Raw genomic sequence first — 24,620 nt, 5'->3', positions numbered from 1 at the left:
CTTCCGTTATCACTAGTGTATATCGTGGCATTACCGCCTTTTGCCATCAGATCTATACCCAAATCAGCGAGCCATGGAACCGTTCATCAAGCATTTTAAAGACATTAGCTACAAAGACATGAGCAGTGTGGGTGGCAAAAACGCCTCACTCGGAGAAATGTATAACCAACTCAATCCCGAAGGTATACAAGTGCCTGATGGCTACGCCACTACCTCAGCAGCTTATTGGCATTTTCTGGAGCAGAATGAATTGAAGCAGCAACTGACTGATATACTTTCTGGCTTGGATACGAATGATTTTCACAATTTATCTGACATCGGGAAACAGGCGCGGGAGCTTATTTTAAACGCTCAGTTTCCAGAGGACATTCGGGAAGCGATCGAAGAAGGCTATACCTATCTGAAGTCTGAATACGGGGAGGATATCTCGCTGGCCGTGCGTAGCAGCGCCACTGCCGAAGACCTGCCTACCGCCAGCTTTGCCGGTCAACTCGAAACCTACCTCAATGTGAGTGGACTCCAGAACCTCTACAAAGCCTGCCACCACAGTTACGCTTCCCTCTTCACAGATCGAGCCATTAAGTACCGGGTTGACAACGAGTTTGAGCACATGCAGGTGGCACTGTCGGTAGGGGTACAAACTATGGTACGGTCCGACAAAGCCTGCTCCGGTGTAATGTTCACGCTCGATCCGGACACTGGCTTTGAGAATGCCGTGGTCATTTCCGGTTCCTGGGGACTGGGCGAGAACGTGGTGCAGGGCGCTGTGAACACCGATGAATTTGTGGTGTTTAAGCCAACGCTCGACAAGGCAAAGCAGCCGATCATTTCGCGCAAGCTGGGCAGCAAGGCCAAAACCATGGTATATGCCGACAAGTCAGAGGGTGAATTGCTGAGCCCGACGGATGCCATCGTCAACCTGGACACACCGGTGGAGCGCCAGGAGCAGTTTGTGCTGCAGGACGATGAGGTAGTGCAGCTGGCGAAATGGGGCAAGCGCATCGAGGAGCATTACGACCAGCCCATGGATATTGAGTGGGCCAAAGATGGTCTGAACGGGGAGCTTTACATTGTACAGGCCAGACCTGAAACAGTGCAGAGTCAGCACAAGGATGAAGCTTTTTTCACGGAGTATACCTTAAAAGAGGAGGGGAAGGTGCTCTGCTCGGGTATAGGCCTGAGCAACCGCATTGTATCAGGTACAGCCCGCGTACTGCACTCACCAGCCGAGAGTGACAAATTACAGGAGGGTGAAGTGCTCGTTACCCGCAAAACAGATCCGGACTGGGATCCTATCCTGAAAAAAGCAAGTGCCATTATCACCGAACAAGGAGGCAGAACCAGTCATGCTGCCATCGTAGCGCGGGAGGTAGGTGCTGTTGCTGTGCTTGGCACGGATGATGCGACCAAAACAGTACGGGACGGGCAGGAGGTGACCGTGTCAACAGCGGGAGGGGAGACAGGCTATGTGTATGAAGGCAAGCTGGACTGGGACGAGAAGAAGACAGACATGAGCAAACTCTGGAAGCCGAAGACAAAGGCCATGCTGATACTCGGTGATCCGGAGCAAGCCTTTAAATATTCTTTCCTGCCAAACGACGGTGTCGGGCTGATGCGCATGGAGTTCATCATCAACAATTCCATCCAGATTCACCCCATGGCGCTGAAGCATTTTGAGAAAGTGGAGAGCAAAGAAGCGCGTGAGAAGATTGAGCAACTCACGCACCACTACCCGAACAAAGCAGACTATTTTGTAGACAAGCTGGCAGAAGCCACAGGCATCATCGCGGCGGCATTCTACCCGAAGGATGTGATCGTGCGCATGAGCGATTTCAAGTCTAATGAGTATGCCAACCTGATTGGCGGACGGCAGTTTGAGCCCGACGAAGCCAACCCTATGATCGGGCTGCGGGGAGCATCCCGCTACTACCATAGGCTTTATCAGGAGGGCTTTGAACTGGAGTGCCGCGCCATGAAAAAAGTGCGGGAAGAGATGGGACTGACCAATGTGAAGCTGATGATCCCTTTCTGCCGCACCGTGGAGGAAGGCAAAAAAGTGATCGACCTGCTGGCGGATTACGGCCTGAAACGGGGCGAAAACGAATTGGAAGTATACGTAATGGTTGAGATTCCGAGCAACGCCCTGCTGGCCGAGGAATTTGCCGAACATTTCGACGGCTTCTCCATCGGCTCCAATGACCTGACACAGCTGACACTCGGTGCCGACCGTGATTCCGGTCTGCTCAGCGACATTTTCTCTCCATTTGACCAGGCGGTGCAGCAACTGATCGTGATGACGCTGCAGAAAGCTAAAAAGACGGGCACCAAAGTCGGATTATGCGGTCAGGCTCCGAGTGATTATCCCAGGTTTGCCGCTTTCCTGGTAGAGCACGGCATCGACAGCATTTCCTTTAACCCGGATGCATTTTTCAAGGGACTGGAGAATATGCTGGAGGCAGAGAAGCAGATGCAATAGAATCCTTCCTTCTCGTCTTGCTATACCTGTGGAACTACTATCAGGTGCTGTGATTTACTTTTTATACAAGCCGTTGCAGAGGTTCTCCACTTCCTTGAGCACACGTTTAGCTCGGTCGTCTCGCAGGCCTATACTTTGCAGCAGTTCTTCTTCGTGCAGCAGCTCACTGCATAGTACGATCTTCTGGTCGAGCAGGCGCTGCTTTTCAGAATTGGTAAGGGTGGTGAGGCAGGTGAGAGGATAGAGATGAAAAGAGTCCACCAGGTCTTTAAGCCCGCCTTTGGCAGGATAGTCCCAACCAATCAGACGCATCTGCATGCAGCTGGCGAAGCGGATGGCGTCTTCCGTGAAACGGGTGTTCGTCATCACCCATACCTCATGAAAGCGGACCTCATACTCATGTTCCGATGGCCATATCTTCTCCACGTCCTTGAAGCGGGACTGGATATACATCGGAACTTTCACATCAGATTTGTTGCGGTGCATGTTGTGGTATTTGCACTCGATCATGGCTCGTTTTCCGTCCTTTAACGCGATCACATCTATTTCGTGTCGCACACAGTGCCCGTCTACAAATACTCCTATCTCTGTGGTATAGCCCTGTGCCCGCAGTATCTCCGCTACGAACTTCTCGAAAGGAAAGCCTGAGGGACCCAATTGCATAATGCCCTGTTTCAAGCTGTAGCGGGCGGCGGCGGTGTTGGAAAGACGCCTGAGGATGCCGAAGGCTTTGCGGTAGATCTTACGGGTCGAAATACCGGAGGTAAGTTCTGGGGCCAACTGGCGTAGAACTTCATCTGCCTGCTGCTCGTCAGCACCGGACTTCCGAAGCGAGTGCCGGAGTTTACCGACTGAGAAAAGTACTTTTTCACCGGATGCTTTTGTCACGACCAAGTGGTCCAGCGTGTCCTCCATAGTGAGCTTTATTTTTGGCGGTCAAGTTCATGAAAGCATGGCAGATATACAACATATACCTGCCATACCTGAAGGATTAATCTTTGGAGATGCGGGACCAGACCTCGTTGATTGGGTTGCCAGTGCTGCTCTGGCCCGAGTGGTGCCAGTTACCGTCTTTCACTTCAAAGTTAAAGGAGAGTGACATGCCCACACGGCTGCTGTCGCGGGAAAAGAACTCGATGTTTTCGGTATATTTCCCATTTTCGGCAGTGTATGTGCCGCCACCTGTACCGGAGAACTGACCTGTTTCGGAGTTGAAGGCGATCCATTGGAAGCGGGTACCGGATAGTACTTTCAAGGTTTTGCGCGGACCGGGGCGCATGGTCTGCATTTCACCGTCCCGCTCCCGACCTGTGATGCGCCAGGTGCCAGCCAGGGGAGAGTTGCTGTTGCTTTCATTTATTCGGTTCCAGGTGTCGGTTATCCCATCTTTGATTAACGTCCACTGATCGTTCTCGAGCTTGTAGTCAGCTGAAGCTGTAGTGCCTACCTGGGTGGAGTCGAGTGTGTTGAACTCCTGTTTGATGTTGAATTTCCCGTTCGAAACCGTATAGGTGCCGCCGGTAGTACCCAGGAACTGTTTGTTCTGTTGGTTGAACCGCGCGATGGTAAAGAAGCCATCCTGTACGAGCATCACTACCTCATTACCCTGTCCGTCTGTCGTCCGCCAGGCGCCTTCCAGCTGCGTGGCTTGCCGCATATCATTTTGAGAAGCGCTGGTGGTTTGCGTAGATCCACCTGCACTGGCCGTGGCAGTTGAACCGGTAATTGCGGTAGCAGATGCGGTGGCTGACTCGTCAGCTGACGTAGTGGTGGAAGTGCCGGCGCAGCCGATCAGGAACAGGAGTACCATTCCGGCTGAGGATGCATTTTTCAGTAGTTTTATCATGGTCGTATCGGTATGGGTTTGACATAAAAAAGCCGCATATACTAGGTATAGGCGGCTTTTCATTTATAGTTACTTTATCTTAACTGGCAGCTCCAGCTTCTCCCAGCGCATCAGGATGCCATTGCGGACAACATGGTAGGAGAGGCGCTCGTGCATGGCCATGGTGTTGCGTGGTTTCACATTTACCCGCAGCGCATCCTGCCTTTCATCGTACTCCGTACCCCACTGGCCTGTGGCTTTGTTGAAGATCACGGTCCACTGGTTTTCGCCAGGTATGGTATAGAGACTATATTTGCCCTTTGCCAGGTGACGTCCCTCCACCAGTACATCTCTGCTGAATTCGATTGTGGTGGCCTCGTTGGCACCGGCACGCCATACCTTGCCGTAAGGTACCAGCTCACCCCATACCTTACGGTTCTTCACGGCAGGGCTGCTGTACTCAATGGTAACCAGTGCGTCGCCTATTTTACCGGAAGCCGTAGCGGGTGGACTAGGCCGGTTGCTTTTATTGCCGTTTTGTGCCATTACCAGCATCGGACCTAACAACAGGACACAAACCAGCAAGTGTTTTACAAAATGGAAGCTAATCTTCATAGATAAGAAACGAAATTATGATACGTGAATGCATGGCTAAGATAGTTAAAAATATAGACTGCATTGCAAAAAAATGGTTTAATGCCTGCGGTTGAAATATTATGATAAGCAATATGTTGCCTACTGAACGAAAGCAGGGGAGGCTACTGTTTTAGCTATACCTTAACAGCATTAGCATTAACGATTCATGAAATACTTTTTCAAAACCAGGGGCAGCGTCTTCTTAGTGGCCTGCTTGCTGCTCGTCTGTTTTTACCTGGGTGGGGCAGGTATAGCTGCGTCACCTGTGGCTGACAATAAAGAGCCGATCGTGCTGCGCACCGAGAAAATGCCTTTTACGCCACGTGAGTTTTACATCGCCAATGTGATCGACGAACGCACCGACAAAAAAGCCGTTGCCTACCTGCTACCACTTACCGGCGCGGGCAAGGCACAACCTGTCGATCTGCAGGGCGGGGGCTACATCGCTTTGCGTGAGTTCATCAACAAAGGTATACCCGCCAATAAATCGCTGCGACCCGTCGTGATCCGCCTGAAAGAAATGCAGGTGAAAGAAGCCCCTTCTGCGGCTGGTCGTGTGGCGGGTACCATTGCGGTAGAAATGGCGTTTGAAATGGAGCGTGACGGGGAGACGGTGCAGCTGCTGCAGTATAAAGGCGGCGGACGCTACGAACGCCCGGTGGGCCGAAACGAAGTAACAGAGCCTGCGCTGCGGCAGTCTATTAAGGAGGCTTTGCGTTATCTCAACACCTGGATGGACCAGGAAGCAAACACCAACCCGAAACTTGCCAAAGGTATAAAAGTAACCTTTACAGACTATACCGCACCCGCCGATCAAGACACGGTGTTTTATGACACGAGCAGGCCACTGAATTGGAATGACTTTAAAGCGGATGTGAACCGCACCAGTCGTTATGCTGCCACAGTGTTTCCGAGCTTTGCATACGAAGGCGAGACTGAAGTAAAAGATGGCATCATCCACCTCCACCTCAACATGAAGGTATATGTGCTGAAGAGCTCATCCTGGGTAAAGGATAACGCCCGAAATCCATACGGTCTAAACCACGAGCAAAGGCATTTTGATATTGTAAAGCTTGTGTCGGAACGCTTTAAGCAGAAGATAAAGCCTGAAGACCTGTCGCTGGCCGACTACAACAGCAACATTCAGTACCTCTTCATAGAGTCCTACCGTGAGATGAACCAGCTGCAGGACCAGTATGACTCTGAAACCCGCCACGGCCTCGACACAGCAGCCCAGGAACGCTGGAACCAACGCCTGGAGCAGGAGCTCAAAGCTGTCGGAGTGAAATGAGTTGAGGAGTTTGAGAGTTTGAGAGTTGAGGGGTTTGGGAGTTTAGGAGTTTAAAACTCCAGAGTGCATCAAATCATTGAGAGGGCCTGTCAGACAATTCTGGCAGGCCCTCTGTTTTAAACGATGTCATTATTATTAGGCGTCTATGCTGACTACTTCAGGTATAGATAAACATGATGGAAAACTTCAAAGTATTTCAAAAATTGAAATCTAAGCTCTAAAAACTCTTCAACTCCCAAACTCCTCAACTCTCAAACTCTCAAACTTCTAAACTCCCTTCCCTTCCTGCACATAGAAGTTCGGATCGATGGTCAGTTTGGTGCCGGTTTTCACTTTCTTGATTTCTTTCCAGTCGGTTGTCGGCTCTAGCCAGGTTTCTTCTCCGTTCAGGTATACCTTCACCGGCATATCGAAACCTTCCACCGCGTTGGCCCAGCGGTACGTTAGCTTTTTCCTTTCCAGACGATACTCCAGCGTAGGGATGCGGGTGTCGCGCAAGTACTGGTCGAAGAAGCGGCTGAGGTCGCGGCCTGTGTGCTGGGAGAGGTAGTTCTCGATCTGCTCTGTGGTTACTGTTTGGTGGTAAAAATCCTTGTTGAGGCCTCGCAGGATGCCTCGCCACTTTTCGTCATCGTTCACCACCTGGCGCAGGGTATGCAGCATGTTGGCGCCTTTCGGATACATGTCGCCGGAGCCGCTTTTATTCACGTTGTAGTGACCGATGATCGGGCGGTCGTTGCGGATGTTCTGGCGTATACCGATCACGTATTCGCTGCCGGCCTGCTTGCCGTAGTGGTATTCCACAAACAGGGGCTCTGAGTAGGTCGTGAAGCTTTCGTGGATCCACATGTCCGCCACATCCTTGTAGGTGATGTTGTTGGCAAACCACTCGTGACCGGTTTCGTGGATGATGATGTAATCGAATTTCAAGCCCCAGCCTGAGCCACTCAGGTCGCGACCTCTGTATCCGTTTTGATAACCGTTGCCATAGGTCACGGAACTTTGGTGCTCCATACCCAGGTAAGGCACCTCTACGAGCTTGTAGCTGTCTTCATAAAAAGGATAGGGGCCAAACCAGTGCTCAAAGGCATCCAGCGTACGGCGCACATCTTTAAACTGCACCTTCGCCTTTTCCAGGTTGTCGCGCAGCACCCAATAGTCACAGTCCAGTACACCTTTCTCGCCCTGGTACTTCTCCCCGAAATGCACATAGTCGCCTATGTTGATGTTCACACCGTAATTGTTGATCGGGTTTGTCACCGCCCAATGGAAGGTGCGGGTACCGTCCTGGTTCTCTTCCACGCCACGCAAGCGACCGTTTGATACATCCGTCAGGTTTTTGGGAACTGTCACGCTCATCAGCATACTGTCCGGCTCGTCGTACATGTGGTCTTTGCAGGGCCACCACAGACTGGCACCGGCACCCTGGTTCGAGCTAGCCACAAACGGGTTGCCCCGGTCATCGCGCTTCCAGGTGATGCCGCCGCTCCAGGGTGGGTTTTTGCTTACCTGTGGTTTGCCGCCGTAGTATACCTCTACCTCGTTCTGAGCCCCTTCCTGCTGCGCCTCTACCAGCTGTACAAAATAGGCATTGCCTTCCTGCCGCACGTTCAGCTGCTGGCCGTTTTGCAGCACACGCTCCATTCGCATCGGTGGCTGCAGGTCGATCTGCATGATCTGGTACGGCTTCAGCACCTTGTATCGGATTGTGTTTTTGCCGTGGATGCTGCTGTCAGCCGGGTTCACGTTGATGTCGAGGTGGTAGTGCGTGAGGTCCCACCAAACCCGCTCCGGCGTGACGGAGCCGCGCAGGGTATCCTGGCGGGTGAAGGTAGGGTTTTGTGCCTGAGCAGTTTCCATACCTAAACTTAGAACAGCGACTGCAGCCGGAAAGGCTATCTTAAAAGGTAGGGCGAAAAACTTCATAGATTTTATTTTTAGCTATTCATTAAAGTTAGGCAATTCTTCTTAATCTGGCTTACTATTTCATCAGCTGATAACTGGCCTGGCTATACCTGTCCGGTGAAAAGGCGTCGCTCAGAACGCTCTCCTTCCGGTGCAGCAACTGCTCCGCCAGTACCTTGCCGGTAGCGGGTGCCAGGCTCACGCCCATCATGCTGTGACCGGTGCCGAAGAGTACATTGTTCCAGCGCTGGGTATAGCCAATGTAAGGCAAACCATCCGGAGAGCAGGGGCGGAGACCGCTCCAAACGTCTTCTTTCTGAGGCAGCGGGCATTTAAAATTAGTATAGTAGCGGGCTATGGAAGCATGTATTCCCTGTACCCGTTTCATGTTGATGTGCCGGTTTGCCGGGGTGATCTCCATGGTGCCGCCGAACCGTACTTTATTGCCGTAAGGTGTCACCGCGACACGCTCTTCGGTCAGGATGGTTGGCCGCTGAATGGCTGGTTTGTTATCTACTACAAAGCTATACCCTTTGCCACCCAGCATCGGCAGGTTGAGCTGAAGTTTGCGGGCCACTTCTCCCGACCAGGACCCGGCGCATACAATGATGTGATCTGTGGCAATGTCGCCTTTGTCAGTCACCACTGCTGTAACGCGCCTTCCGGCAGTGACGAAATCGAGCACCTCCAGGTGAGACACCATGCATACTCCTCTGTCGAGGAGGAGGCGGTGCAGACAAGCAGAGAGCGCTGCAGGATTCAGATGCGCATCGCCTGGGAAATGCACGCCTCCCAAAATATCCAGCTCCAGGTTTGGCTCCAGTCCCTGCACCTCCTTTGGTGATAGAATCTCTGCCTCCAGACCATGCTGCCGGGCCAGTAAGGCAAACTCCTTTTCCTCGTGTGCGCCTTCTGCTGTTTTATAGAGCATCAGCAGACCGTCCTGTTTCAGTTCGATTTCCGGATGTGCTGCGGCAAACTCCAGGTATAGACTCTTGCTCAGAAGACTCAGGTTTTTTAGATAGGGAATGCTATTGGCTACATGCTGTGGCGTAGCGGCTCTGTAAAAGTGCATGCACCACTGCAGCAGCCTCCTGTCCAGCCGCGGATGAATGTAGAAGGGGCTTGTGGAGGAGAGCATCCAGCGAAACCCTTTACTGATGATACCCGGTGAAGCGAGCGGGATGATGTGACTCGGCACCAGCATGCCGGCATTGCCGATGCTGCAGTTGTCGCGCAGGTCCCCTTTGTCGATGATGGTGACACTGAAACCTTCTTCAGTGAGATACCAGGCGGTAAACATTCCGATGATGCCGCCTCCAACGATAACTACTTTGCTCATATCAGATCACCTGAAAACCGTGTACATAAGGATCGTCGTCGTCCAGGAAGATCGTGTTCAGGCCGGTGACCATCGCCCAGCCCTCTATACCTGGTAGAATGGCCGGCTTGCCAATTACGGTCGTTTCCCCCTCTATGGTGCCTTTAAAAATGGAGCCGATATAGCTTTCATGAATGAATTCCTGCCCCGGCTTCAGTAGCCCTTTTGCGTACCATTGCGCCATGCGGGCCGAAGTGCCTGTGCCGCAGGGAGAGCGATCAATGGCCTTATCGCCGTAGAACACCGCATTGCGGGCAGTGGAAGTAGCCGCAAGGGGAGTGCCTGCCCATAAGATATGCGAGAGACCGCGGATGGTATCGTTTTCAGGGTGCACAAAGGTATAGTGCTCGTTCATGCGCTTTCTAATTTCGCGGCTCCAGGAGATCAGTTTGTCGGCTGCGTGGTGCTGTATACCTTTAAAGTTTTCCTGCGGGTCGATGATGCCGTAGAAATTGCCGCCGTATGCCACGTCCAGGGTAAGTTCACCCAACTCCGGACACTCCACCGTCAGCTTCTCCGCTTCCAGGTATGAGGCCACGTTAGTGAGCTTGACTGTCTTTACTTTTCTGCCTTCCTGGGTATAGCTCACCTTCACCAGTCCGGCGGGTGTTTCGAGCCGCAGCTGTCCGGGCACTTTAGGGGTGATCAGGCCCTCCTCCAGCGCAATGGTGACGGTACCGATAGTGCCGTGTCCGCACATGGGCAGGCAGCCACTGGTTTCGATGTAGAGCACGCCTATGTCGTTTTCAGGATCGTGCGGTGGGTAGAGGATACTGCCCGACATCATGTCGTGACCCCGCGGCTCGAACATCAGCCCGCGCCTGATCCAGTCGTAGTCCCGCAGAAAATGCTGGCGCTTTTCGCTCATGTTGCTGCCTTGCAGGATAGGGCCACCGCCTGCTACCAGCCGAACCGGGTTGCCGCAGGTATGGGCATCGATGCAAAAAAAGGTTTTCCGTGCCATAACCTAGATGCTGTCCTGTGTAAGTTGCCCGTTAATAGTGCGCCATACCTTGTCCGGATTATCATCCTTTAGCTCTGCAGGCAGCAGTTCCTGCGGTGCCGACTGGAAAGTAAACGGTCGTGCGAAACGTTTGATCGCATAAGTACCCACAGAAGTAGAGCGACTGTCGGTCGTAGCCGGGAAGGGGCCCCCATGCGTCATGGCATGGGAAACCTCCACTCCGGTCGGTACACCGGAGAAAAGCAGCCGACCGCATTTCTCACGCAATGTATCCACCAGTTTCTCCGCTTGCTTTAGTTCATTATCTGTACCCCAAATCGTGCAGGTCAGCTGCCCCTGCAGCTTGCCGGCCACCTGCTCTAGTTCCTCCTGGTTTTCGTAGGTCACGACCATGGCATAAGGTCCGAATACCTCCTCCTGCAAGGTCGGGTGCTGTAGCCATTGCTGTGCAGTCGTTTTGGCCAGAGCCGCGCCGCCTGTCAGCACATCTTCGGCCGGAGCCAGGATCATTTCCACTCCCTCGTGCGTGTGCAGGCCTTTTAAGTCTTGGTAGTAATTACTGCAGATGGTTTCGTGGAGCATTTTTTCGGCAGGGGCGTCCCGCAGTTTCTCTGCGAATGTCTCCAGGAAGGTATGGTTCGCCTCCGAGGCAGGGTAGAAGACGAGTCCCGGGCAGGTGCAGAACTGCCCCACTCCGAGCAGCACTGACTGAGCCGCCTGTGTCGCCAGCTGCTCGCCATTGCCTTTTGTTTTTTCCGGAAGCACAAAGATCGGGTTCACGCTGCCCATCTCGGCAAACACAGGTATAGGCACCGGGCGCTGACAGGCCAGGTCAAAGATAGCTTTGCCTCCTTTGAAGGAGCCCGTGAATGCAACGGCCTTTGCCTGCGGGTGCTGCACCAGTTGCTGCCCGACATCCGTTCCGCCGCTCACATGCTGGAAAATGCCTTCGGGCAGTTCACAGCGCTGCAGTGCCTTTTGGATGGCTCTGTATACAAGCTGCGAGGTTTTCGGATGGGCGGGGTGTTCTTTGTAAATGACCGGGCATCCGGCAGCCAGGGCAGAGGCCGTGTCGCCTCCGGCGGTGGAGAAAGCCAGCGGAAAATTGCTCGCCCCGAACACCACCACCGGTCCCAGCGGAATAAGCATGCGGCGCAGGTCCGGACGAGGTATAGGCGTGCGGTCAGGTATAGCCGTGTCGATGGTCGCCTCCAGCCAGGAGCCTTCTTCCAACAGAGAGGCAAACAGTCGCAACTGATTTATCGTGCGGCCCCGCTCACCTGTCAGCCGTGCCAGCGGCAGGTTCGATTCCTGATGGGCAGTTTCCAGCAATTCATCACCTAACTGCTCAATTTCTTTAGCAATGGTGCGCAGTAGCTCTGCTTTTGCGGCGGCATGCAGTTTTTTATACCTGCCGAAAGCCATGTCGGCTTTCGTGAAAATAGCATCAAAGGACATGGTTGATTTCTTTAAGGTTAGGCAATGTCGGACGGGTGCGTATACCTGCCTCAATGATAGCTAATACGCGCTGTCGCTCTTCCCCAATCAGCGGGAGTCGCGGGGCACGGACGTGCTCTGTACCCAGGCCAACCTGCTGCTCGGCCAGTTTGATGTTCTGCACCAATTTAGGCACGATGTCGAGCTCCAGCAGGGGTAGGAACCAGCGATAGATGGCGAGGGCTTCCTGTATACGTCCAGCTTGCACCAGTCGGTAAATCGCCACCGTTTCTTTCGGAAAAGCGCAGACCAAACCAGCCACCCAGCCATGCGCTCCCATCAGCAGACTCTCCAACGCCAGTGTATCCACGCCACAGAGTATTTTGATCCGGTCGCCGTAGCGGCTGATCATGCGGGTGACGTTGGAGATATCGCGAGTCGATTCCTTTACCGCCTGTATGTTTTCATGCTGTAGCAACTCGTCAAACATCTCCAAGGTGACCAGCGTTTTGTAGTCGGTTGGGTTGTTGTAGATCATGATAGGAAGTGAAGTGCTGTCGGCCACGGCTCTAAAGTAGGTGACCACCTCCCGGGCATCGGCTGCATAGCGCATGGGCGGGAGCAGCATCAGGCCTTTCGCACCGATTTCTTCTGCTTCTCTTGCCCGCTGTATAGCTTCCCGGGTAGCGCCTTCCGCTATGTTGAGGATGACCGGCACTTTGCCATCCACATGGGCAATGGTGCGTGTGGTCAGTTCCTGTTTTTCAGGTATGGTGAGCACACTCGCCTCTCCGAGGGTGCCGCCCAGGATGATGCCGTCCACACCTGCCTCCAACTGAGCATCCACGTTGTCCAGGAATGTATCAAAGTCAATTACCCCGTCCGCATAAAACTTGGTGGTGAGGGCCGGGAATACGCCGTTCCAGTTCATAAGCTTTTCTTTTTTATCAAAACTAGCTCAATCAAAGCCCCTTATCTTCCACAGGATTAGTCAATACTGGTGCTATATTGATCAAATAGTGAGATTTGTCTGTCAGATTTATTAATATGGTATTATGAAAAAGGTGATTCCATTCAAAATCCCCAAATCGAGCAAGGAGTTTGTGCGCTTTCAGGAGGACAGGCAGCCTTACTTCTACGATAAGCTGCACCAGCATCCCGAGATCCAGTTGAGCTGCATCCTGAAAGGGGAGGGAAAACTGATCGTGGGGGATTACCTGGGGCGCTTTAAACCGGGCGATATTTTCCTGCTGGGCCGAGACGTACCGCATGTGTTCCGCAGTGATAAAGTATACTACGAAGCAGACAGTAAGCAGGAATGCCACGACCTGATCGTGTTCTTCGACACCGAGGCTTTGGGACGGGCTTTCTGGGAGGCAGAGGAACTGCAGGAAGTCAGAAGCTTTCTCGACAAACTGAAAGGCTGTTACCAGGTGCAGGGTATAAACGAGCCCTCATTCAGGCGGCAGGTAGAATTGCTGAAGGAGATATCAGGTCTTGACAAGATGCTGGCTGGTTTAGCTTTGCTGCGGGTGCTGTTGCTGGAAGCGAAATTGGAGCGGCTAAACCTGGATGACCGGGTGCAGGACCTGTCGGAGCGGGAAGGGAGGCGCATGGACCAGGTGCTGCATTTTCTGGTAGAGCAAAGCCACCGGGCTATACCTTTGGAAGAAGCGGCTGCCGTGGCTAATCTGAGTCGGGAGGCCTTCTGCCGGTTTTTCAAGGAAAGAACCCGTAAGACGTTCACAGCTTTCCTGAACGAGATCCGGGTCGGCAATGCCTGTCAGATGCTCAAGAAGGAAGACGCCACTATAGCGAGTGTGGCTTTCGGCGTGGGCTTCTCCAATCTTTCGCACTTCAACCGGGTGTTCAAAAACATCATGGGTTGCTCGCCTAAAGTATACCGCCGTTCGGGACGTGCGGAGTTGCAGCATGGGTAATGAGCAGACTAACCGCTATAAACGACAAAGGGCCCCGCATGCTGCGGAGCCCTTTGTTTGTTTTACGCTTTATATATAACCAGACTAAGCCAGTTTCACATTTACCGCGTTTAGTCCTTTTTTGCCTTCTTTTACTTCGAATGTTACTTCGTCGTTTTCTCTGATCTCGTCGATCAAACCTGTTACGTGTACGAAGTACTCTTCGTTTGTTTCACTGTCTTTGATAAAACCGAAACCTTTGGTTTCATTAAAGAATTTTACTTTTCCGTTACTCATGATGTTTTGTTGTTAATACATGTTAGACACTGCAGAACGCTAAATCGTTCATACTAGGTTACAACTTTTTGCAAAAATTTTAAAATTATGCCTCTCTGCAGTCCCAGGGCCTATTATTTTTTTCAAACGCGCTTTCCTCAAACTTAGTCTTTCCAAGGCAGGCATAAAAAAATGCGGCAGCCCTACTGGCTGCCGTATTTCATCAGTTATAAGCTGTCTGTTGCTTAGCCGTAGATCTGGTTGAGCAGACCAGCCAGACGAACACCCGCCTGCAGGATGCGTTGCTCTACCGTGCTGAAGTTATCGTAACTGTAGCGGTAGCCCAGGCGGCCATCTTCCGGTATGTTGTATACCTGCTCTCTTAGCTGCACCGACTCGTAAGCCCAGTCGCGCACGCCAGTAGACTGCCAGTTTTTAACCTGGTCTTTTGATGGAGTACCCACAAAGCGGGCCAGCTCGGTAAAGCTCAGGTTTTTGCCATCGATCATATCGCTGTCCCATACGCGGTGCAGGTTAGAGTTTTGGCCGAACCACTGCAGTTTTACCGCATTGCCGCCCATATCGCCTTCCTTGCCTACGTGCAGCGGCTGGTGCAGGTCACCTACCAGGTGCACCAGGTACTTCAGGTACTCTTCTTCCTGCTGCGCTGTCAGGTTGCCGGCTTTCAGTACGGTTACCAACTCCTCGATCTTCATGATGATGTCACCGTTTGGGTTCTTCTCGGTCTGCTCGTATTTCATACCGCCCGGTACAGTCACCCAGTGCCAGTCGTGGGTGTGGTTGTAAGCGGCGTCCGACTTGATATCGTCCATCCAAACAGACACCTCTGCCAGTGAGTTGTCGGCCAGAACTTTGTTGATCTTCTTCTTCGCTTTTTTGCTCAGGTGCTGCTCCGCTATCAGACCAACGGCACGGTGTCCGTTTTGCCCCCAGGCCATAGCCTGCGATACGAAAAGAGATATAAATAGCAGAATACAAACTATTTTTTTCATCGATAAAATTATTGGATTTTAGATGCTGCAAAACAAAGGCTTTTTTGCGTAATTGTGTAGATCAAAGCCTATTTCTTTTAAAGAATGGCTTTTCAGACATTAAAGTTCAGTGGCATGTGGCTGCTGTTACGGTTCACTATTTTACTCGGATCCACCGGTATGAAAATACTCTTTACAGGCTTACTCATGATGGCAGTGATACTTAACGCAGACGCACAGGATCGCAAGCGTGCCCGCGACTATGGCATCCGGATCGGGGTGCTGCAAACCGGTACGCACAATGCCATTACCGATGTGGCCGGTCTGCGGGTAGGGCACACCACCCTGGTGCAGGGAGAGCAGGTCCGGACTGGTGTGACGGCTATTGTGCCGCATGGTGGCAATCTTTTTCAGGAGAAAGTGCCGGCAGCGGTATACGTAGGTAACGGCTTCGGCAAACTGGCTGGCAGCACGCAGGTACAGGAACTGGGCAACCTGGAGTCGCCCATCATCCTGACCAATACCCTGGGAGTAGGCACGGCCATGAACGCGGTGGTCGGCTATACCTTGCAATTGCCGGGCAACGAAGCAGTGCAGTCTGTCAATGCGCTGGTAGGCGAGACGAACGACGGCTACCTGAACGACATTCGCGGGCGCCATGTGAAAGAGGAGCATGTACTGCAGGCAATCAAGCAGGCGGCTGACGGACCCGTGGCCGAAGGCAATGTAGGGGCCGGAACCGGCACGGTCTGCTTCGGGTATAAGGGTGGAATCGGAACAGCGTCGCGCAAGCTGCCAGCCAGCCTTGGCGGCTATACCGTGGGCGTATTGGTGCAAAGTAATTTTGGCGGTGTGTTGCAAATCGACGGCGTGCCTGTGGGGGAGGAGCTGGGTAAATTTTCGTTTAGCAAGCAAGTGCTGGAGAGTGCTGACGGCTCCTGTATGATCGTGGTGGCAACTGACGCACCTGTAGATGCCCGCAACCTGGAGCGCATTGCAAAGCGAGCCATGATGGGCCTTGCCAAAACCGGCGGCATCGCCTCCAATGGCAGCGGCGATTATGTGATCGCTTTCTCCACCAACGAAGGTTTGCGTATACCTTATCATTCAGATGATAAAACACAGACCTTTACACTGCTCCGAAACGATGAAATGTCCCCGCTGTTCATGGCCACGATTGAGGCAACCGAAGAGGCGATAATCAATTCCCTTTTCAAAGCAGAAACCATGAAAGGTCGCCAGGGTAATACCATTGAAGCACTTCCTATACAACCAGTCATTAAAATACTCAAGAAACACAATGCCATCAAACGATAAGCTTTTCGCCTACAACCTGGGCCAGATCGTGCCGCTGAACGAGGCCACGCTACATATCAGTGACCTCTCCGTGCAACGCGGCTATGGGGTGTTCGACTTCGTGAAAGTGCAGCAGGGCTACCCGCTGTTTCTCGACGATTACCTGGATCGCTTTTACCAGTCAGCAGAACTGATGCACCTGGCCGTGCCACTTTCTCGGGAAGAGATAAAACAGGTGATCTCTAAACTGACAGATCTGAACAAGCTGCCAGTGGCAGGCATGAAAATGATTCTGACCGGCGGCTACTCCGAGGACGGATTTACACCAATGAATCCCAACTTGCTTATCACGCAGCTTCCGCTCACACTGCCATCCGCCGATAAAGTGGCGAAAGGTATACCGATCATGACGCACGACTATGTGCGGGAAGTGCCGGAGGTAAAAACGATCAATTACTCCATGGGTATACGCCTGCTGCAAGAGCAAAAGGCAAGTGGGGCAGAAGAGGTGCTGTATGCTAAAAACGCAATCGTCTCAGAGTTCCCTCGCTGCAACTTCTTTATCGTCACACATGATGGCACCGTCGTAACACCTGCCAGCAACATCTTAAAAGGAATCACCCGCAAAAATGTGCTTTCGCTGGCCGGACGCAGGTATAAGACCGAAGTACGTGACATCCGGTTGGAAGAAGTGTTGCAGGCCAGGGAGGCTTTTCTGACAAGCACCACAAAACGTATCCTGCCCATTGTACAGATTGATGAAGCCATGATCGGGACAGGCAAGCCGGGAGAAGTCAGTATGCAGCTATTGCAAGACTTGATTAGCCTGGAAGTAGAACAGGTGGCAGCTGCAAAAGGCTGGTAAACGGTTTTTTTTATAAATACAGAATTTCTTCAAAATCAGCTCGTACATAGTAACAAAAAGGGTTGTGCTATGAAGAAATATATTTACTGCTTACTACTGAACTGGCTTGTACTCCCGGCATGGGCAAATCAGCCAGCAGATTTATACCTTCACATTCCAGACACTGCTGTAGTCAGCGAGTTGGCCGATACGACAGAAACAGCTCAGGTAGCAGAAAGAAGTAAGCTAAGCGTGCTGGCCAGGAAAATGGCCGTTCCCACTTTGCTGATCACGCTGGGGATCACCCACATGGACGACGAGGGCCTGTTTGAAGGCAGCCGAGGTTTGCGTAGGGTTGTGCGCAGCAATTACCAGGATTTTAATACCCAGATCGACAATTACACCTACCATGTTCCGGTCGCCATGGCTGTTGGGCTCAACCTTGCCGGTGTGCGTGGAGAGCACCATTTTACAGAACAGGCCATTTTGCTGGGAATGACGCACCTGCTCAACCGCACCCTGACCAACAACCTCAAAACCCTGACAGCTATCGATCGCCCTGACAATTCCTCTGACGATGCTTTCCCATCTGCCCATACCAGCAGGGCTTTTGCCTATGCCACTTTTTTCCATAAAGAGTACGGCAAACGAAGTGTGTGGTACAGCGTGGCCGGCTACTCCTTCGCTACTGCTACCGGAGCGCTACGTATACTGAATGACAAACACTGGCTATCCGACGTGCTGGCGGGAGCGGGTATAGGTATGCTGTCTGCAGAAGTGGTGTATTTGGTTTACCCCTATATTCAGCGGAAAATTGCCCAGAGCCACCACAAAAAAAATCAGCAACTGGGTGTTATGCCGTTTCACAGCGGCGGAGCGACCGGCATTGCACTGATATACAGGATTCCCTGATTCTGAACAAAAGGAAAAGCCCGGAGCAGCAGCACCAGGCTTTCACTTTTAGGGAAATTAAAGACGGTTGTTATACCTGTGAATCACCCCTTTTCCTTTTTTACTGCCTTCGCTGGCTATGTACAGCGCGCCGTCCTGACCAAAAGTCAAGCCCTCTGCCTGTCGGAGCATCTTTTTATCCAGGTCAACAGTTTTGGAGATCTGACCTTCTCTGGAAATCACGTACAGCCTGTTGTTCACGGCATCCAGCATGTAAAATTCGCCGCTAGTCGGGTGCAGCTCCAAGGAGGAGGGTTGCAACACATCATAGCCTGATTTCTGTTTTTTGCCTTTTGTGGGTGTCTGCACCTGATCCAGGGAAATGCTGGTGACGGGTTGAGGCAGGAATTTCTTAGAGTCCAGTGAAAAAGCATAGATACCCTTCTGCGCTTTCAGCTTCGGATCGTAACCCTTGGGAGCCAGCAGCAGCTGGTTGTGCTCTTGGTCATAGGCGAGCCCTTCGATGTTGATAGTAGCCGGAAAGGAGGCTTCGTATACCTGCACGGTCGGCTTAGTGTTTCTGAACCCGACCACTTCAAACAGGGTGCCGTCACTCCGCACGATATAGGCGTTCTCACCGGCCACTGCTATACCTTCATAGTCGCCGGGGCCAGCAAATGGAATCTCCTGACTGATCGCTTTCTGGTCCAGGTTATAGATAAAGATTGTTCCTACTTCATCCTGCACACAGGCCATATTACCATCCGGGAGCATGCCGATGCCAGATACTTCACGAAGCACCGGCGGTAAGTCCCAGCGCAGCTCCGGCGTACCCAGGTCATCGGTCGTCGTTGCGCTACTGCTTAGAGGTAGGAGTGATGCCGACTGTTTCCTGATCGGAGTGGCGGCATTAGAAGACCTATCCAGCAGTTCGCCCTTTTCATTGAAGCGCAGCCAGATGTCCCGGGTTCCTTTTTCCAGTTCGATCACAAAACTTGTCAGGCTGCCTTCCTGCACCCGGTGTACCTCGTCTATTTTATAGCTCTTAAACTCCTGCTGCAACTGGGCTGCTATTCTTTTCGGGAGGTATTGTTCTTCAATCTCTTCAGTGTAACTGAGCAAAGTGCCGTCTTCCCCAAATAGCGCCTTCCGCTCCCGGCCGCTGATCTTGAATTCAGCCTCGTACAGACTATCCACCCTGTCCCATTCCACACGTTTGATGGTAGGGTAGCTTTCTACAAATTTGACCTTAACGGCATCCGGTACGTTTCGGGCAGACCAGTCATGATCGCAGCTGCTCAGGATGGTGCCTGTCATGAGCGCCATCGCCCATAAATGTGTATGTTTCATAGTATGGTTCTTAATTCTTCTTGTATCTGTTAGATTATACTGCGGGAATTTGAAGCAATTCTGAAGAATGGGGGTATCAGGCGATTTTTTTCTGAAAATTTAACCGGAGCACGTGCAGGCCCTCTTCATAGGTATAGGAAGGTTGTAATTGATAGAGTTCGCTGATTTTGCTGACAAGTGCCAGTCCAATACCCAGTGACCCGGAAAACTTGCCGCCGCTTCTGAAGCGCTCAAACAAACTCACCGGCTCATCCTGTAGCGCTTCGCCTGAGTTTTTGATACAAAGTTCGTCTGCCTGCAGGTTGATCCGGATGATGCCACCCGTACTGTTATGCCGGATGGCATTAAGCAGCAGGTTGGATATCAGTATCTCGCAGAGGCCAGTGTTCATCTCCACAAAAACAGGTTGCATCGCTTCTATCTCAACCTGGATATCGTGCATCTGCATCATTTCTTGCAACTGATCGAGTTGCTCCTGCAGCAACTCATGCAGAGGGATGACTTCATTTTCTGAAAACTCCCTGTTCTCGATGCGGGTCAACAGAATGAGCGAACGATTGAGTCGCGACAGGCGGTTGATGGAGGCGTGCATCTCGTCCAGCATGGCTGCCTGCTGCATGGTCAGGTTGTCGGACTGCATGAATAGCTCCAGTTTGTTGCTCACAATCGCCAGGGGCGTCTGTATTTCATGTGAGGCGTTTTCAGTGAATTCTTTCAGGTTGAGGTAGTCATTGTGGATCTTGCCGGTCATGGCCTGCAGCACTTCATTCAGCTCCTGAAACTCCTGGGTGTTGGATGGCTTCAGTACAAGCGGTTTTCGCTGTGTCAGGCTGTAGCGCTTCGCTCGCTCCAGTGTATCGTAGAAGTTTCGCCAGTTGTATTTGTTAATGAAGTAGTTCACCCCGGCCAGCCCGACGAGCAACAGCACAAATATCCAGGCCATCGCCAGCATGGTGCTCTCAAACAGGTCCTCGAAGTCCATCAGCGACTTGAGGATGGTGTACTCAAAGGGTTTGCCGTCCTGGTAAGTTGTGAATGTGAGTTTGCGAAAGGGCACATACTCTTCATCGTAAGTGCTGAAGATCAGTGTATCCGACAGCGCTTCGAGGGCTCCGGCGTTTGCACTGGTTTCCCTGACAATGATGGCCTCCGATATACCTGAGGTTACGCTGGGCAGTTCATTGTGCCGCCGGATGTACTCGATGATGTTCTCTTTGTCAGTAAAGAGCTGATCATCTACTTCGTCGTAAATCTCTGTCTGCAGGATCTTGTAAAAGCTCAGGCCTCCGAGCAGGAACACGATAACCGAAACCAGGAGGTAGTAGAGACTCGTCTTGGTGAGAATACGCATTAGAAGCTGAATTTATAACCCATGCCATACACGGTTGTGATGGGGTCCTCGCCACCTGCCTCCACTATTTTGCGTCGCAGATTTTTGATGTGCGTGTACACAAAGTCAAGCGAGTCGAGCGTTTCGATGTGGTCACCCCACAGGTGCTCGGCGATGGAGTCTTTGGTGAGCACCCTGTTTTTGTTTGTGACAAAGTAAAGGAGCAGGTCATACTCTTTCTTGGTCAGCGTGAGCTTGCGTCCCTGCACCAATGCCTCCGCCGAATCCGGGTGTACCTCCAGGCTCCCGATCTGGATCACTTTCTGTCCGTTGAAATTCCGGCGTCTGATCACGGAGCGCAGCCTGGCGTTGAGTTCTGACAGATGGAACGGTTTGGTCAGGTAGTCGTCTGCCCCGAGCTCAAGCCCTGTGATTTTATCGTCGAGCGCATTCTTAGCAGATATGATGATGATGCCCGTGTCGGGGCTGTTCTTTTTGAGGAGCCTCACCAGGTCAAGCCCACTGCCACCCGGCAGGGTCAGGTCAACCAGCACACAGGTATAGTGCTGATCTGCCAGCATACGGGCCCCGTCGCGGTAGTTGAGTGCAGCGTCGCAGGTATAGCCGCCCTGCTGCAGGTAGGACACCATGGAAGCATTCAGGCCTTGCTCGTCTTCAATTATCAGCAGTTTCATTCAATCGTCTTATTTCGCGAAGTATACGGAAAGAACCCGAAGTATATGAAATGAATCTGAAGACAATCTGTATTTGATCAGGTTAAGCGAACATTATCCAGATACTGTTGGCGTAACGTATGATGAAACAAAACTGTACCCGTGGTGGGGCAAGAGAATCAAATTTTGTCAAATCAGGACAATCTCAGAAGTAGCTCCGTTGGCAGAAACGATACAAAATTCAACTCGGGTCATCGTGCTATACCTGACTTAAAACCAGCGGATGCGCTTTTCTTTTTTCTCTTCCTGCTTTCGCTTTCTTTCTTGTTTTTTTCGTTCGCGGTTGCTCTTCGCCTGGTTTTTCCAGTCTTCATAGGTTTTCACAACCCGGTCAGCTATCCGGTCAAATATATTCTCTGGTTCTGGTGGTGCGTCGCGGTAAGACGCACAGCTGAGCATACCCTGCAAGTGAGAGGGCAGCGGTGCAAAACGACCTGTACGCAGACTGGCAAATTCTTTGTCTTGGGCTACCCGTCGCATGTACTCGCCCCACACCGGCATGGCCGTGCGCGATCCCTGGCCTTCGCTGATCGTTCTGAACCTGACCTTCGGACTTTCGGCCCCAACCCAGACACCTGTCACCAGCTCAGGGGTAATGCCGATGAACCAACCATCTGCGTGCTCCTGTGAGGTACCGGTTTTGCCGGCAATATCCATGCGCAGACCATACTCAGTTCGCAGGCGGGCGGCGCTGCCTTCTTCTACCACACCCTGTAGCAGGTGCAGCATGATGGCCGCATTGTCACGCGACAACACCCGTTGTGTTCCGCTGCCGCTGCGATGCTGGTGTACTACGCGGCCCTGCCTGTCCTCTATACGCTCAATGTAGATAGGTGCCGTCTTATACCCACCGTTGGCAAAAGCCGAGTAAGCGCTCACCATTTCCAAGAGCGAAAGGTCCGCCGTGCCCAGTGCCAGCGAAGGCACCCGTGGCAGGTCCTGCTGTATACCCATGCGCCTGGCCAAGGCAACGGTGCGGTCAACACCCGTTTCCAGGATCAGGTGCGCTGAAATGGTGTTGACGGACTGTGCCAGTGCACCACGCATGGTATACTCGCCACCGTACTGCCCGTTGGAGTTTCGTGGCGACCAGTCGTCATACTCGGGGTAAGTCGTCAGTTCATTCGGGAAATAATTGCAGGGATCTATGCCTTTCTCGAGAGCGGCAGCATACACAAATGGCTTGAAAGTGGAGCCAACCTGACGGCGGGAGCGCACATGGTCATATTTAAAAGCGTGGTGGTTGATGCCGCCCACCCAGGCACGCACATAGCCGGTAGCGGGCTCCATCGACAGCAGGCCGGTGTTTAGAAAGCGCTGGTAGTAAGCGAGGGAGTCCATCGGGGTCATGGACTTGTTGCTGTTGCCTTTCCAGCTGAAGACCGGCATGTTTACCGGCTGCCGGAAATTCTCCAGCACCTCTTCATCGGAGGCTCCGTTTGCCTTTAGTTTTTTATAGCGATCCGAGCGCTGCATGGCCAGCTGCATCACCGATGCATCCGAACCCCAGGGGGTACGGCCTTTCCAGTGCGCATCAAATTGCTGCTGCAGCTGCGCCATTTTTTTGCGCACCGCCTGCTCGGCATGTCGCTGCATGCGGGAATCAATGGTGGTATAGATCTTCAGTCCGTCTGTATACAGGTTGTAAGGCTGCCCGTTCTGTTTGCGCTGGGAGGCGGCCCACTGCACCAATTCCTGCCGCAGCTGCTCCCGGAAGTAAGGGGCCATGCCGTCGTTGTGCGTGACATAGCGGTAGTTCAGTTTGAGTGGCAGTTGTTTCAGCGAGTCAGCCTGCTGGGGGGTTAGGTAGTTATACCGGGCCATTTGGTTGAGTACCACATTCCGGCGCTTCAGCGAGCGCTCCGGGTACAGACGCGGGTTATAGCTGGTCGTGGCCTTCAGCATACCGATCAGCACGGCTGCCTGCTCTGTCTTGAGTGAGTCGGCAGTTGTGTTGAAGAACCGGCGGGAAGCCCGCTCAATGCCGTAGAGGTTGCCGCCCATCGGCACAGTGTTCAGGTATAGCTCGAGCAATTCCTGCTTCGAGTATATACTTTCCAGCTTGCGGGCAATGATGATCTCGCGCATCTTGTTGACCGGCATATCCCAGAGGCGGTAGCCTTTGCGCGGAAAGAGGTTCTTGGCCAGCTGCTGGCTAAGGGTACTACCTCCGCCAGAGCTTTCCTGGCCCATCATCAGCGTCTTCACAAACACCCGCGCCAGGCTTCGGGTGTCTACGCCGCCGTGCTCATAAAAACGCACGTCCTCCGTAGCAACCAGCGCATCAATGGCTACAGGCGCTATATCATCGTAGCGGATGTTGGTGCGGTCCTGGATGTAGTAGCGCCCGAGCAGGACCCTGTCTGCTGAGTATACCTCAGAGGCTGTGTTGTTCTGGATTGCCTTCAGCTGTGCGCGTGAAGGAACGGCACCACCCACTATCCCTGTAAATACCGCCAGGTAAAAGATGGTAAATGCGAGCAGCAGAAAGAGCGCTCCTTTCAGGGCAAAGCGCAGCATAGAACGCAGCTCTGACAAACGAGGCTTTAAGGGGTTAAACTGACGTATCGCCTGCCACTTTTGCTTCCAGTATGCGCCTGTTAGCTTTGGCTTCTGACTTTGGAAGAACAGTCGGAATTGCGTGCCCAGAAATGTGAGCACGGGCACTAGAAGGCCGTATGTGATTAATTTTATTAGCTTTACGAGCAAACGCTTCATATAAGGTAAGTTTTGCGCAACTGCTGTGGCAGCCGCCGCCAGGAAGCAGGCAATAACCACGCCATACCTTTCCTGGTTTTTTCAGAGGCCTTACGGGTAAAAACACTTTCAGGACACCTGAATTTGTTTCTGAGCCACGGCTGACAACGCAATTAACCTGCATTTTATTCAATTTGTCCCTAACGTGCAACGGCTCCTGTGTTCAGTGCCATATCTCCTTAAACCTGTACCTTCAAAAGGCAGTATGTGATTTCGGATGCGTGATGCTGCCCATCATATTTTTAAATGAGGTAGCAAACGCCTGGTCGTGTAAATTAGTTATAGCCTGATATTATAGGTAGTTTTGTACAAGCGG

20 protein-coding genes are annotated in these 24,620 nt (G+C 52.4%); 6 read left to right on the top strand and 14 right to left on the bottom strand.

The features are described from left to right. Positions 1–73 precede the first annotated feature (73 nt). Positions 74–2,476, top strand: a complete 2,403-nt coding sequence (gene ppsA / locus BW972_RS10335) for a phosphoenolpyruvate synthase (RefSeq protein WP_076422032.1) — start codon at positions 74–76, stop codon at positions 2,474–2,476. 54 nt (positions 2,477–2,530) lie between these two features. Here ppsA and BW972_RS10330 read toward each other — a convergent pair whose 3' ends face one another. The 3 genes from BW972_RS10330 to BW972_RS10320 form a co-directional block, all read right to left on the bottom strand. Then, a complete protein-coding gene (locus tag BW972_RS10330) occupies positions 2,531–3,391 on the bottom strand; it encodes a restriction endonuclease (RefSeq protein WP_076422031.1) in 861 nt (286 codons plus the stop codon). A 76-nt stretch (positions 3,392–3,467) separates the two neighbouring features. Beyond that, positions 3,468–4,322 (bottom strand): membrane or secreted protein, encoded by an 855-nt coding sequence (locus BW972_RS10325; RefSeq protein WP_083674131.1) that lies wholly within the window; start codon positions 4,320–4,322, stop codon positions 3,468–3,470. A 69-nt stretch (positions 4,323–4,391) separates the two neighbouring features. Further along, positions 4,392–4,916 (bottom strand): DUF2911 domain-containing protein, encoded by a 525-nt coding sequence (locus BW972_RS10320; protein ID WP_040574642.1) that lies wholly within the window; start codon positions 4,914–4,916, stop codon positions 4,392–4,394. A 187-nt stretch (positions 4,917–5,103) separates the two neighbouring features. On the opposite strand from BW972_RS10320, the gene BW972_RS10315 reads away from it, so the two are divergent. After that, entirely contained in the window at positions 5,104–6,228 is a 1,125-nt protein-coding gene (locus tag BW972_RS10315) for a hypothetical protein (protein WP_076422030.1), read from the top strand. A gap of 267 nt (positions 6,229–6,495) precedes the next feature. Here the strand turns inward: BW972_RS10315 and BW972_RS10310 are convergent, their stop codons facing one another. The 5 genes from BW972_RS10310 to BW972_RS10290 form a co-directional block, all read right to left on the bottom strand. After that, a complete protein-coding gene (locus tag BW972_RS10310; RefSeq protein WP_076422138.1) occupies positions 6,496–8,088 on the bottom strand; it encodes a M1 family metallopeptidase in 1,593 nt (530 codons plus the stop codon). 121 nt (positions 8,089–8,209) lie between these two features. After that, positions 8,210–9,475, bottom strand: coding sequence for an NAD(P)/FAD-dependent oxidoreductase (locus BW972_RS10305; RefSeq protein WP_076422029.1), 1,266 nt, complete (start codon positions 9,473–9,475; stop codon positions 8,210–8,212). Position 9,476: 1 nt separating this feature from the next. Continuing rightward, a complete protein-coding gene (locus tag BW972_RS10300) occupies positions 9,477–10,478 on the bottom strand; it encodes a 4-hydroxyproline epimerase (protein WP_076422028.1) in 1,002 nt (333 codons plus the stop codon). 3 nt (positions 10,479–10,481) lie between these two features. After that, a complete protein-coding gene (locus BW972_RS10295) occupies positions 10,482–11,936 on the bottom strand; it encodes an aldehyde dehydrogenase (NADP(+)) (protein ID WP_076422027.1) in 1,455 nt (484 codons plus the stop codon). Next, positions 11,926–12,846 carry a dihydrodipicolinate synthase family protein gene (locus BW972_RS10290; protein ID WP_076422026.1) on the bottom strand — a complete coding sequence of 307 codons (921 nt, stop codon included), beginning with the start codon at positions 12,844–12,846 and terminating at the stop codon, positions 11,926–11,928. Before BW972_RS10290 ends, BW972_RS10295 begins: the two co-directional genes overlap by 11 nt. Positions 12,847–12,970: 124 nt before the next feature. Here BW972_RS10290 and BW972_RS10285 point away from each other — a divergent pair, with 124 nt between their 5' ends. Continuing rightward, positions 12,971–13,855, top strand: a complete 885-nt coding sequence (locus BW972_RS10285) for an AraC family transcriptional regulator (protein WP_076422025.1) — start codon at positions 12,971–12,973, stop codon at positions 13,853–13,855. An 84-nt stretch (positions 13,856–13,939) separates the two neighbouring features. Here BW972_RS10285 and BW972_RS10280 read toward each other — a convergent pair whose 3' ends face one another. Together BW972_RS10280 and BW972_RS10275 are read right to left on the bottom strand one after the other, a co-directional pair. Next, positions 13,940–14,131, bottom strand: coding sequence for a cold-shock protein (locus tag BW972_RS10280; RefSeq protein ID WP_007659836.1), 192 nt, complete (start codon positions 14,129–14,131; stop codon positions 13,940–13,942). 224 nt (positions 14,132–14,355) lie between these two features. Continuing rightward, positions 14,356–15,123, bottom strand: a complete 768-nt coding sequence (locus BW972_RS10275; RefSeq protein WP_007659838.1) for a S1/P1 nuclease — start codon at positions 15,121–15,123, stop codon at positions 14,356–14,358. Between the two features lie 159 nt (positions 15,124–15,282). On the opposite strand from BW972_RS10275, the gene BW972_RS10270 reads away from it, so the two are divergent. The 3 genes from BW972_RS10270 to BW972_RS10260 all read left to right on the top strand — a co-directional run bounded on the left by BW972_RS10270 (position 15,283) and on the right by BW972_RS10260 (position 18,154). Continuing rightward, entirely contained in the window at positions 15,283–16,419 is a 1,137-nt protein-coding gene (locus BW972_RS10270) for a DmpA family aminopeptidase (RefSeq protein ID WP_076422137.1), read from the top strand. After that, a complete protein-coding gene (locus BW972_RS10265) occupies positions 16,403–17,263 on the top strand; it encodes an aminotransferase class IV (RefSeq protein WP_076422024.1) in 861 nt (286 codons plus the stop codon). The genes BW972_RS10270 and BW972_RS10265 overlap by 17 nt, the downstream gene beginning before the upstream one ends. 69 nt (positions 17,264–17,332) lie before the next feature. Beyond that, positions 17,333–18,154 carry a phosphatase PAP2 family protein gene (locus BW972_RS10260; RefSeq protein ID WP_076422023.1) on the top strand — a complete coding sequence of 274 codons (822 nt, stop codon included), beginning with the start codon at positions 17,333–17,335 and terminating at the stop codon, positions 18,152–18,154. 57 nt (positions 18,155–18,211) lie between these two features. On the opposite strand, the gene BW972_RS10255 is transcribed toward BW972_RS10260, so the two are convergent. From BW972_RS10255 to BW972_RS10240, 4 genes are all read right to left on the bottom strand, one after another. Next, complete coding sequence (locus tag BW972_RS10255) at positions 18,212–19,483, bottom strand: SdiA-regulated domain-containing protein (RefSeq protein ID WP_234986347.1); 1,272 nt, start codon at positions 19,481–19,483, stop codon at positions 18,212–18,214. A 76-nt stretch (positions 19,484–19,559) separates the two neighbouring features. After that, complete coding sequence (locus BW972_RS10250) at positions 19,560–20,834, bottom strand: sensor histidine kinase (RefSeq protein ID WP_076422021.1); 1,275 nt, start codon at positions 20,832–20,834, stop codon at positions 19,560–19,562. Further along, on the bottom strand, positions 20,834–21,508 hold the full coding sequence (locus BW972_RS10245; RefSeq protein WP_076422020.1) for a response regulator transcription factor: 675 nt from the start codon (positions 21,506–21,508) through the stop codon (positions 20,834–20,836). Before BW972_RS10245 ends, BW972_RS10250 begins: the two co-directional genes overlap by 1 nt. A gap of 249 nt (positions 21,509–21,757) precedes the next feature. Further along, positions 21,758–24,265, bottom strand: a complete 2,508-nt coding sequence (locus BW972_RS10240) for a penicillin-binding protein 1A (protein WP_076422136.1) — start codon at positions 24,263–24,265, stop codon at positions 21,758–21,760. Positions 24,266–24,620: the final 355 nt, after the last annotated feature.

The organism is Pontibacter lucknowensis (genome assembly GCF_900156415.1).
Lineage (GTDB): Bacteria > Bacteroidota > Bacteroidia > Cytophagales > Hymenobacteraceae > Pontibacter > Pontibacter lucknowensis.
Note: the sequence above shows the minus strand (reverse complement) of the source record. Positions and strands in the feature narration are given on the sequence as shown.

Coding starts and splice junctions, on each gene's coding strand:
- ppsA (WP_076422032.1), top strand. CDS start 74: ATGGAACCGTTCATCAAGCATTTTAAAGACATTAGCTACAAAGACATG.
- BW972_RS10330 (WP_076422031.1), bottom strand. CDS start 3,391: ATGGAGGACACGCTGGACCACTTGGTCGTGACAAAAGCATCCGGTGAA.
- BW972_RS10325 (WP_083674131.1), bottom strand. CDS start 4,322: ATGATAAAACTACTGAAAAATGCATCCTCAGCCGGAATGGTACTCCTG.
- BW972_RS10320 (WP_040574642.1), bottom strand. CDS start 4,916: ATGAAGATTAGCTTCCATTTTGTAAAACACTTGCTGGTTTGTGTCCTG.
- BW972_RS10315 (WP_076422030.1), top strand. CDS start 5,104: ATGAAATACTTTTTCAAAACCAGGGGCAGCGTCTTCTTAGTGGCCTGC.
- BW972_RS10310 (WP_076422138.1), bottom strand. CDS start 8,088: ATGGAAACTGCTCAGGCACAAAACCCTACCTTCACCCGCCAGGATACC.
- BW972_RS10305 (WP_076422029.1), bottom strand. CDS start 9,475: ATGAGCAAAGTAGTTATCGTTGGAGGCGGCATCATCGGAATGTTTACC.
- BW972_RS10300 (WP_076422028.1), bottom strand. CDS start 10,478: ATGGCACGGAAAACCTTTTTTTGCATCGATGCCCATACCTGCGGCAAC.
- BW972_RS10295 (WP_076422027.1), bottom strand. CDS start 11,936: ATGTCCTTTGATGCTATTTTCACGAAAGCCGACATGGCTTTCGGCAGG.
- BW972_RS10290 (WP_076422026.1), bottom strand. CDS start 12,846: ATGAACTGGAACGGCGTATTCCCGGCCCTCACCACCAAGTTTTATGCG.
- BW972_RS10285 (WP_076422025.1), top strand. CDS start 12,971: ATGAAAAAGGTGATTCCATTCAAAATCCCCAAATCGAGCAAGGAGTTT.
- BW972_RS10280 (WP_007659836.1), bottom strand. CDS start 14,131: ATGAGTAACGGAAAAGTAAAATTCTTTAATGAAACCAAAGGTTTCGGT.
- BW972_RS10275 (WP_007659838.1), bottom strand. CDS start 15,123: ATGAAAAAAATAGTTTGTATTCTGCTATTTATATCTCTTTTCGTATCG.
- BW972_RS10270 (WP_076422137.1), top strand. CDS start 15,283: ATGAAAATACTCTTTACAGGCTTACTCATGATGGCAGTGATACTTAAC.
- BW972_RS10265 (WP_076422024.1), top strand. CDS start 16,403: ATGCCATCAAACGATAAGCTTTTCGCCTACAACCTGGGCCAGATCGTG.
- BW972_RS10260 (WP_076422023.1), top strand. CDS start 17,333: ATGAAGAAATATATTTACTGCTTACTACTGAACTGGCTTGTACTCCCG.
- BW972_RS10255 (WP_234986347.1), bottom strand. CDS start 19,483: ATGAAACATACACATTTATGGGCGATGGCGCTCATGACAGGCACCATC.
- BW972_RS10250 (WP_076422021.1), bottom strand. CDS start 20,834: ATGCGTATTCTCACCAAGACGAGTCTCTACTACCTCCTGGTTTCGGTT.
- BW972_RS10245 (WP_076422020.1), bottom strand. CDS start 21,508: ATGAAACTGCTGATAATTGAAGACGAGCAAGGCCTGAATGCTTCCATG.
- BW972_RS10240 (WP_076422136.1), bottom strand. CDS start 24,265: ATGAAGCGTTTGCTCGTAAAGCTAATAAAATTAATCACATACGGCCTT.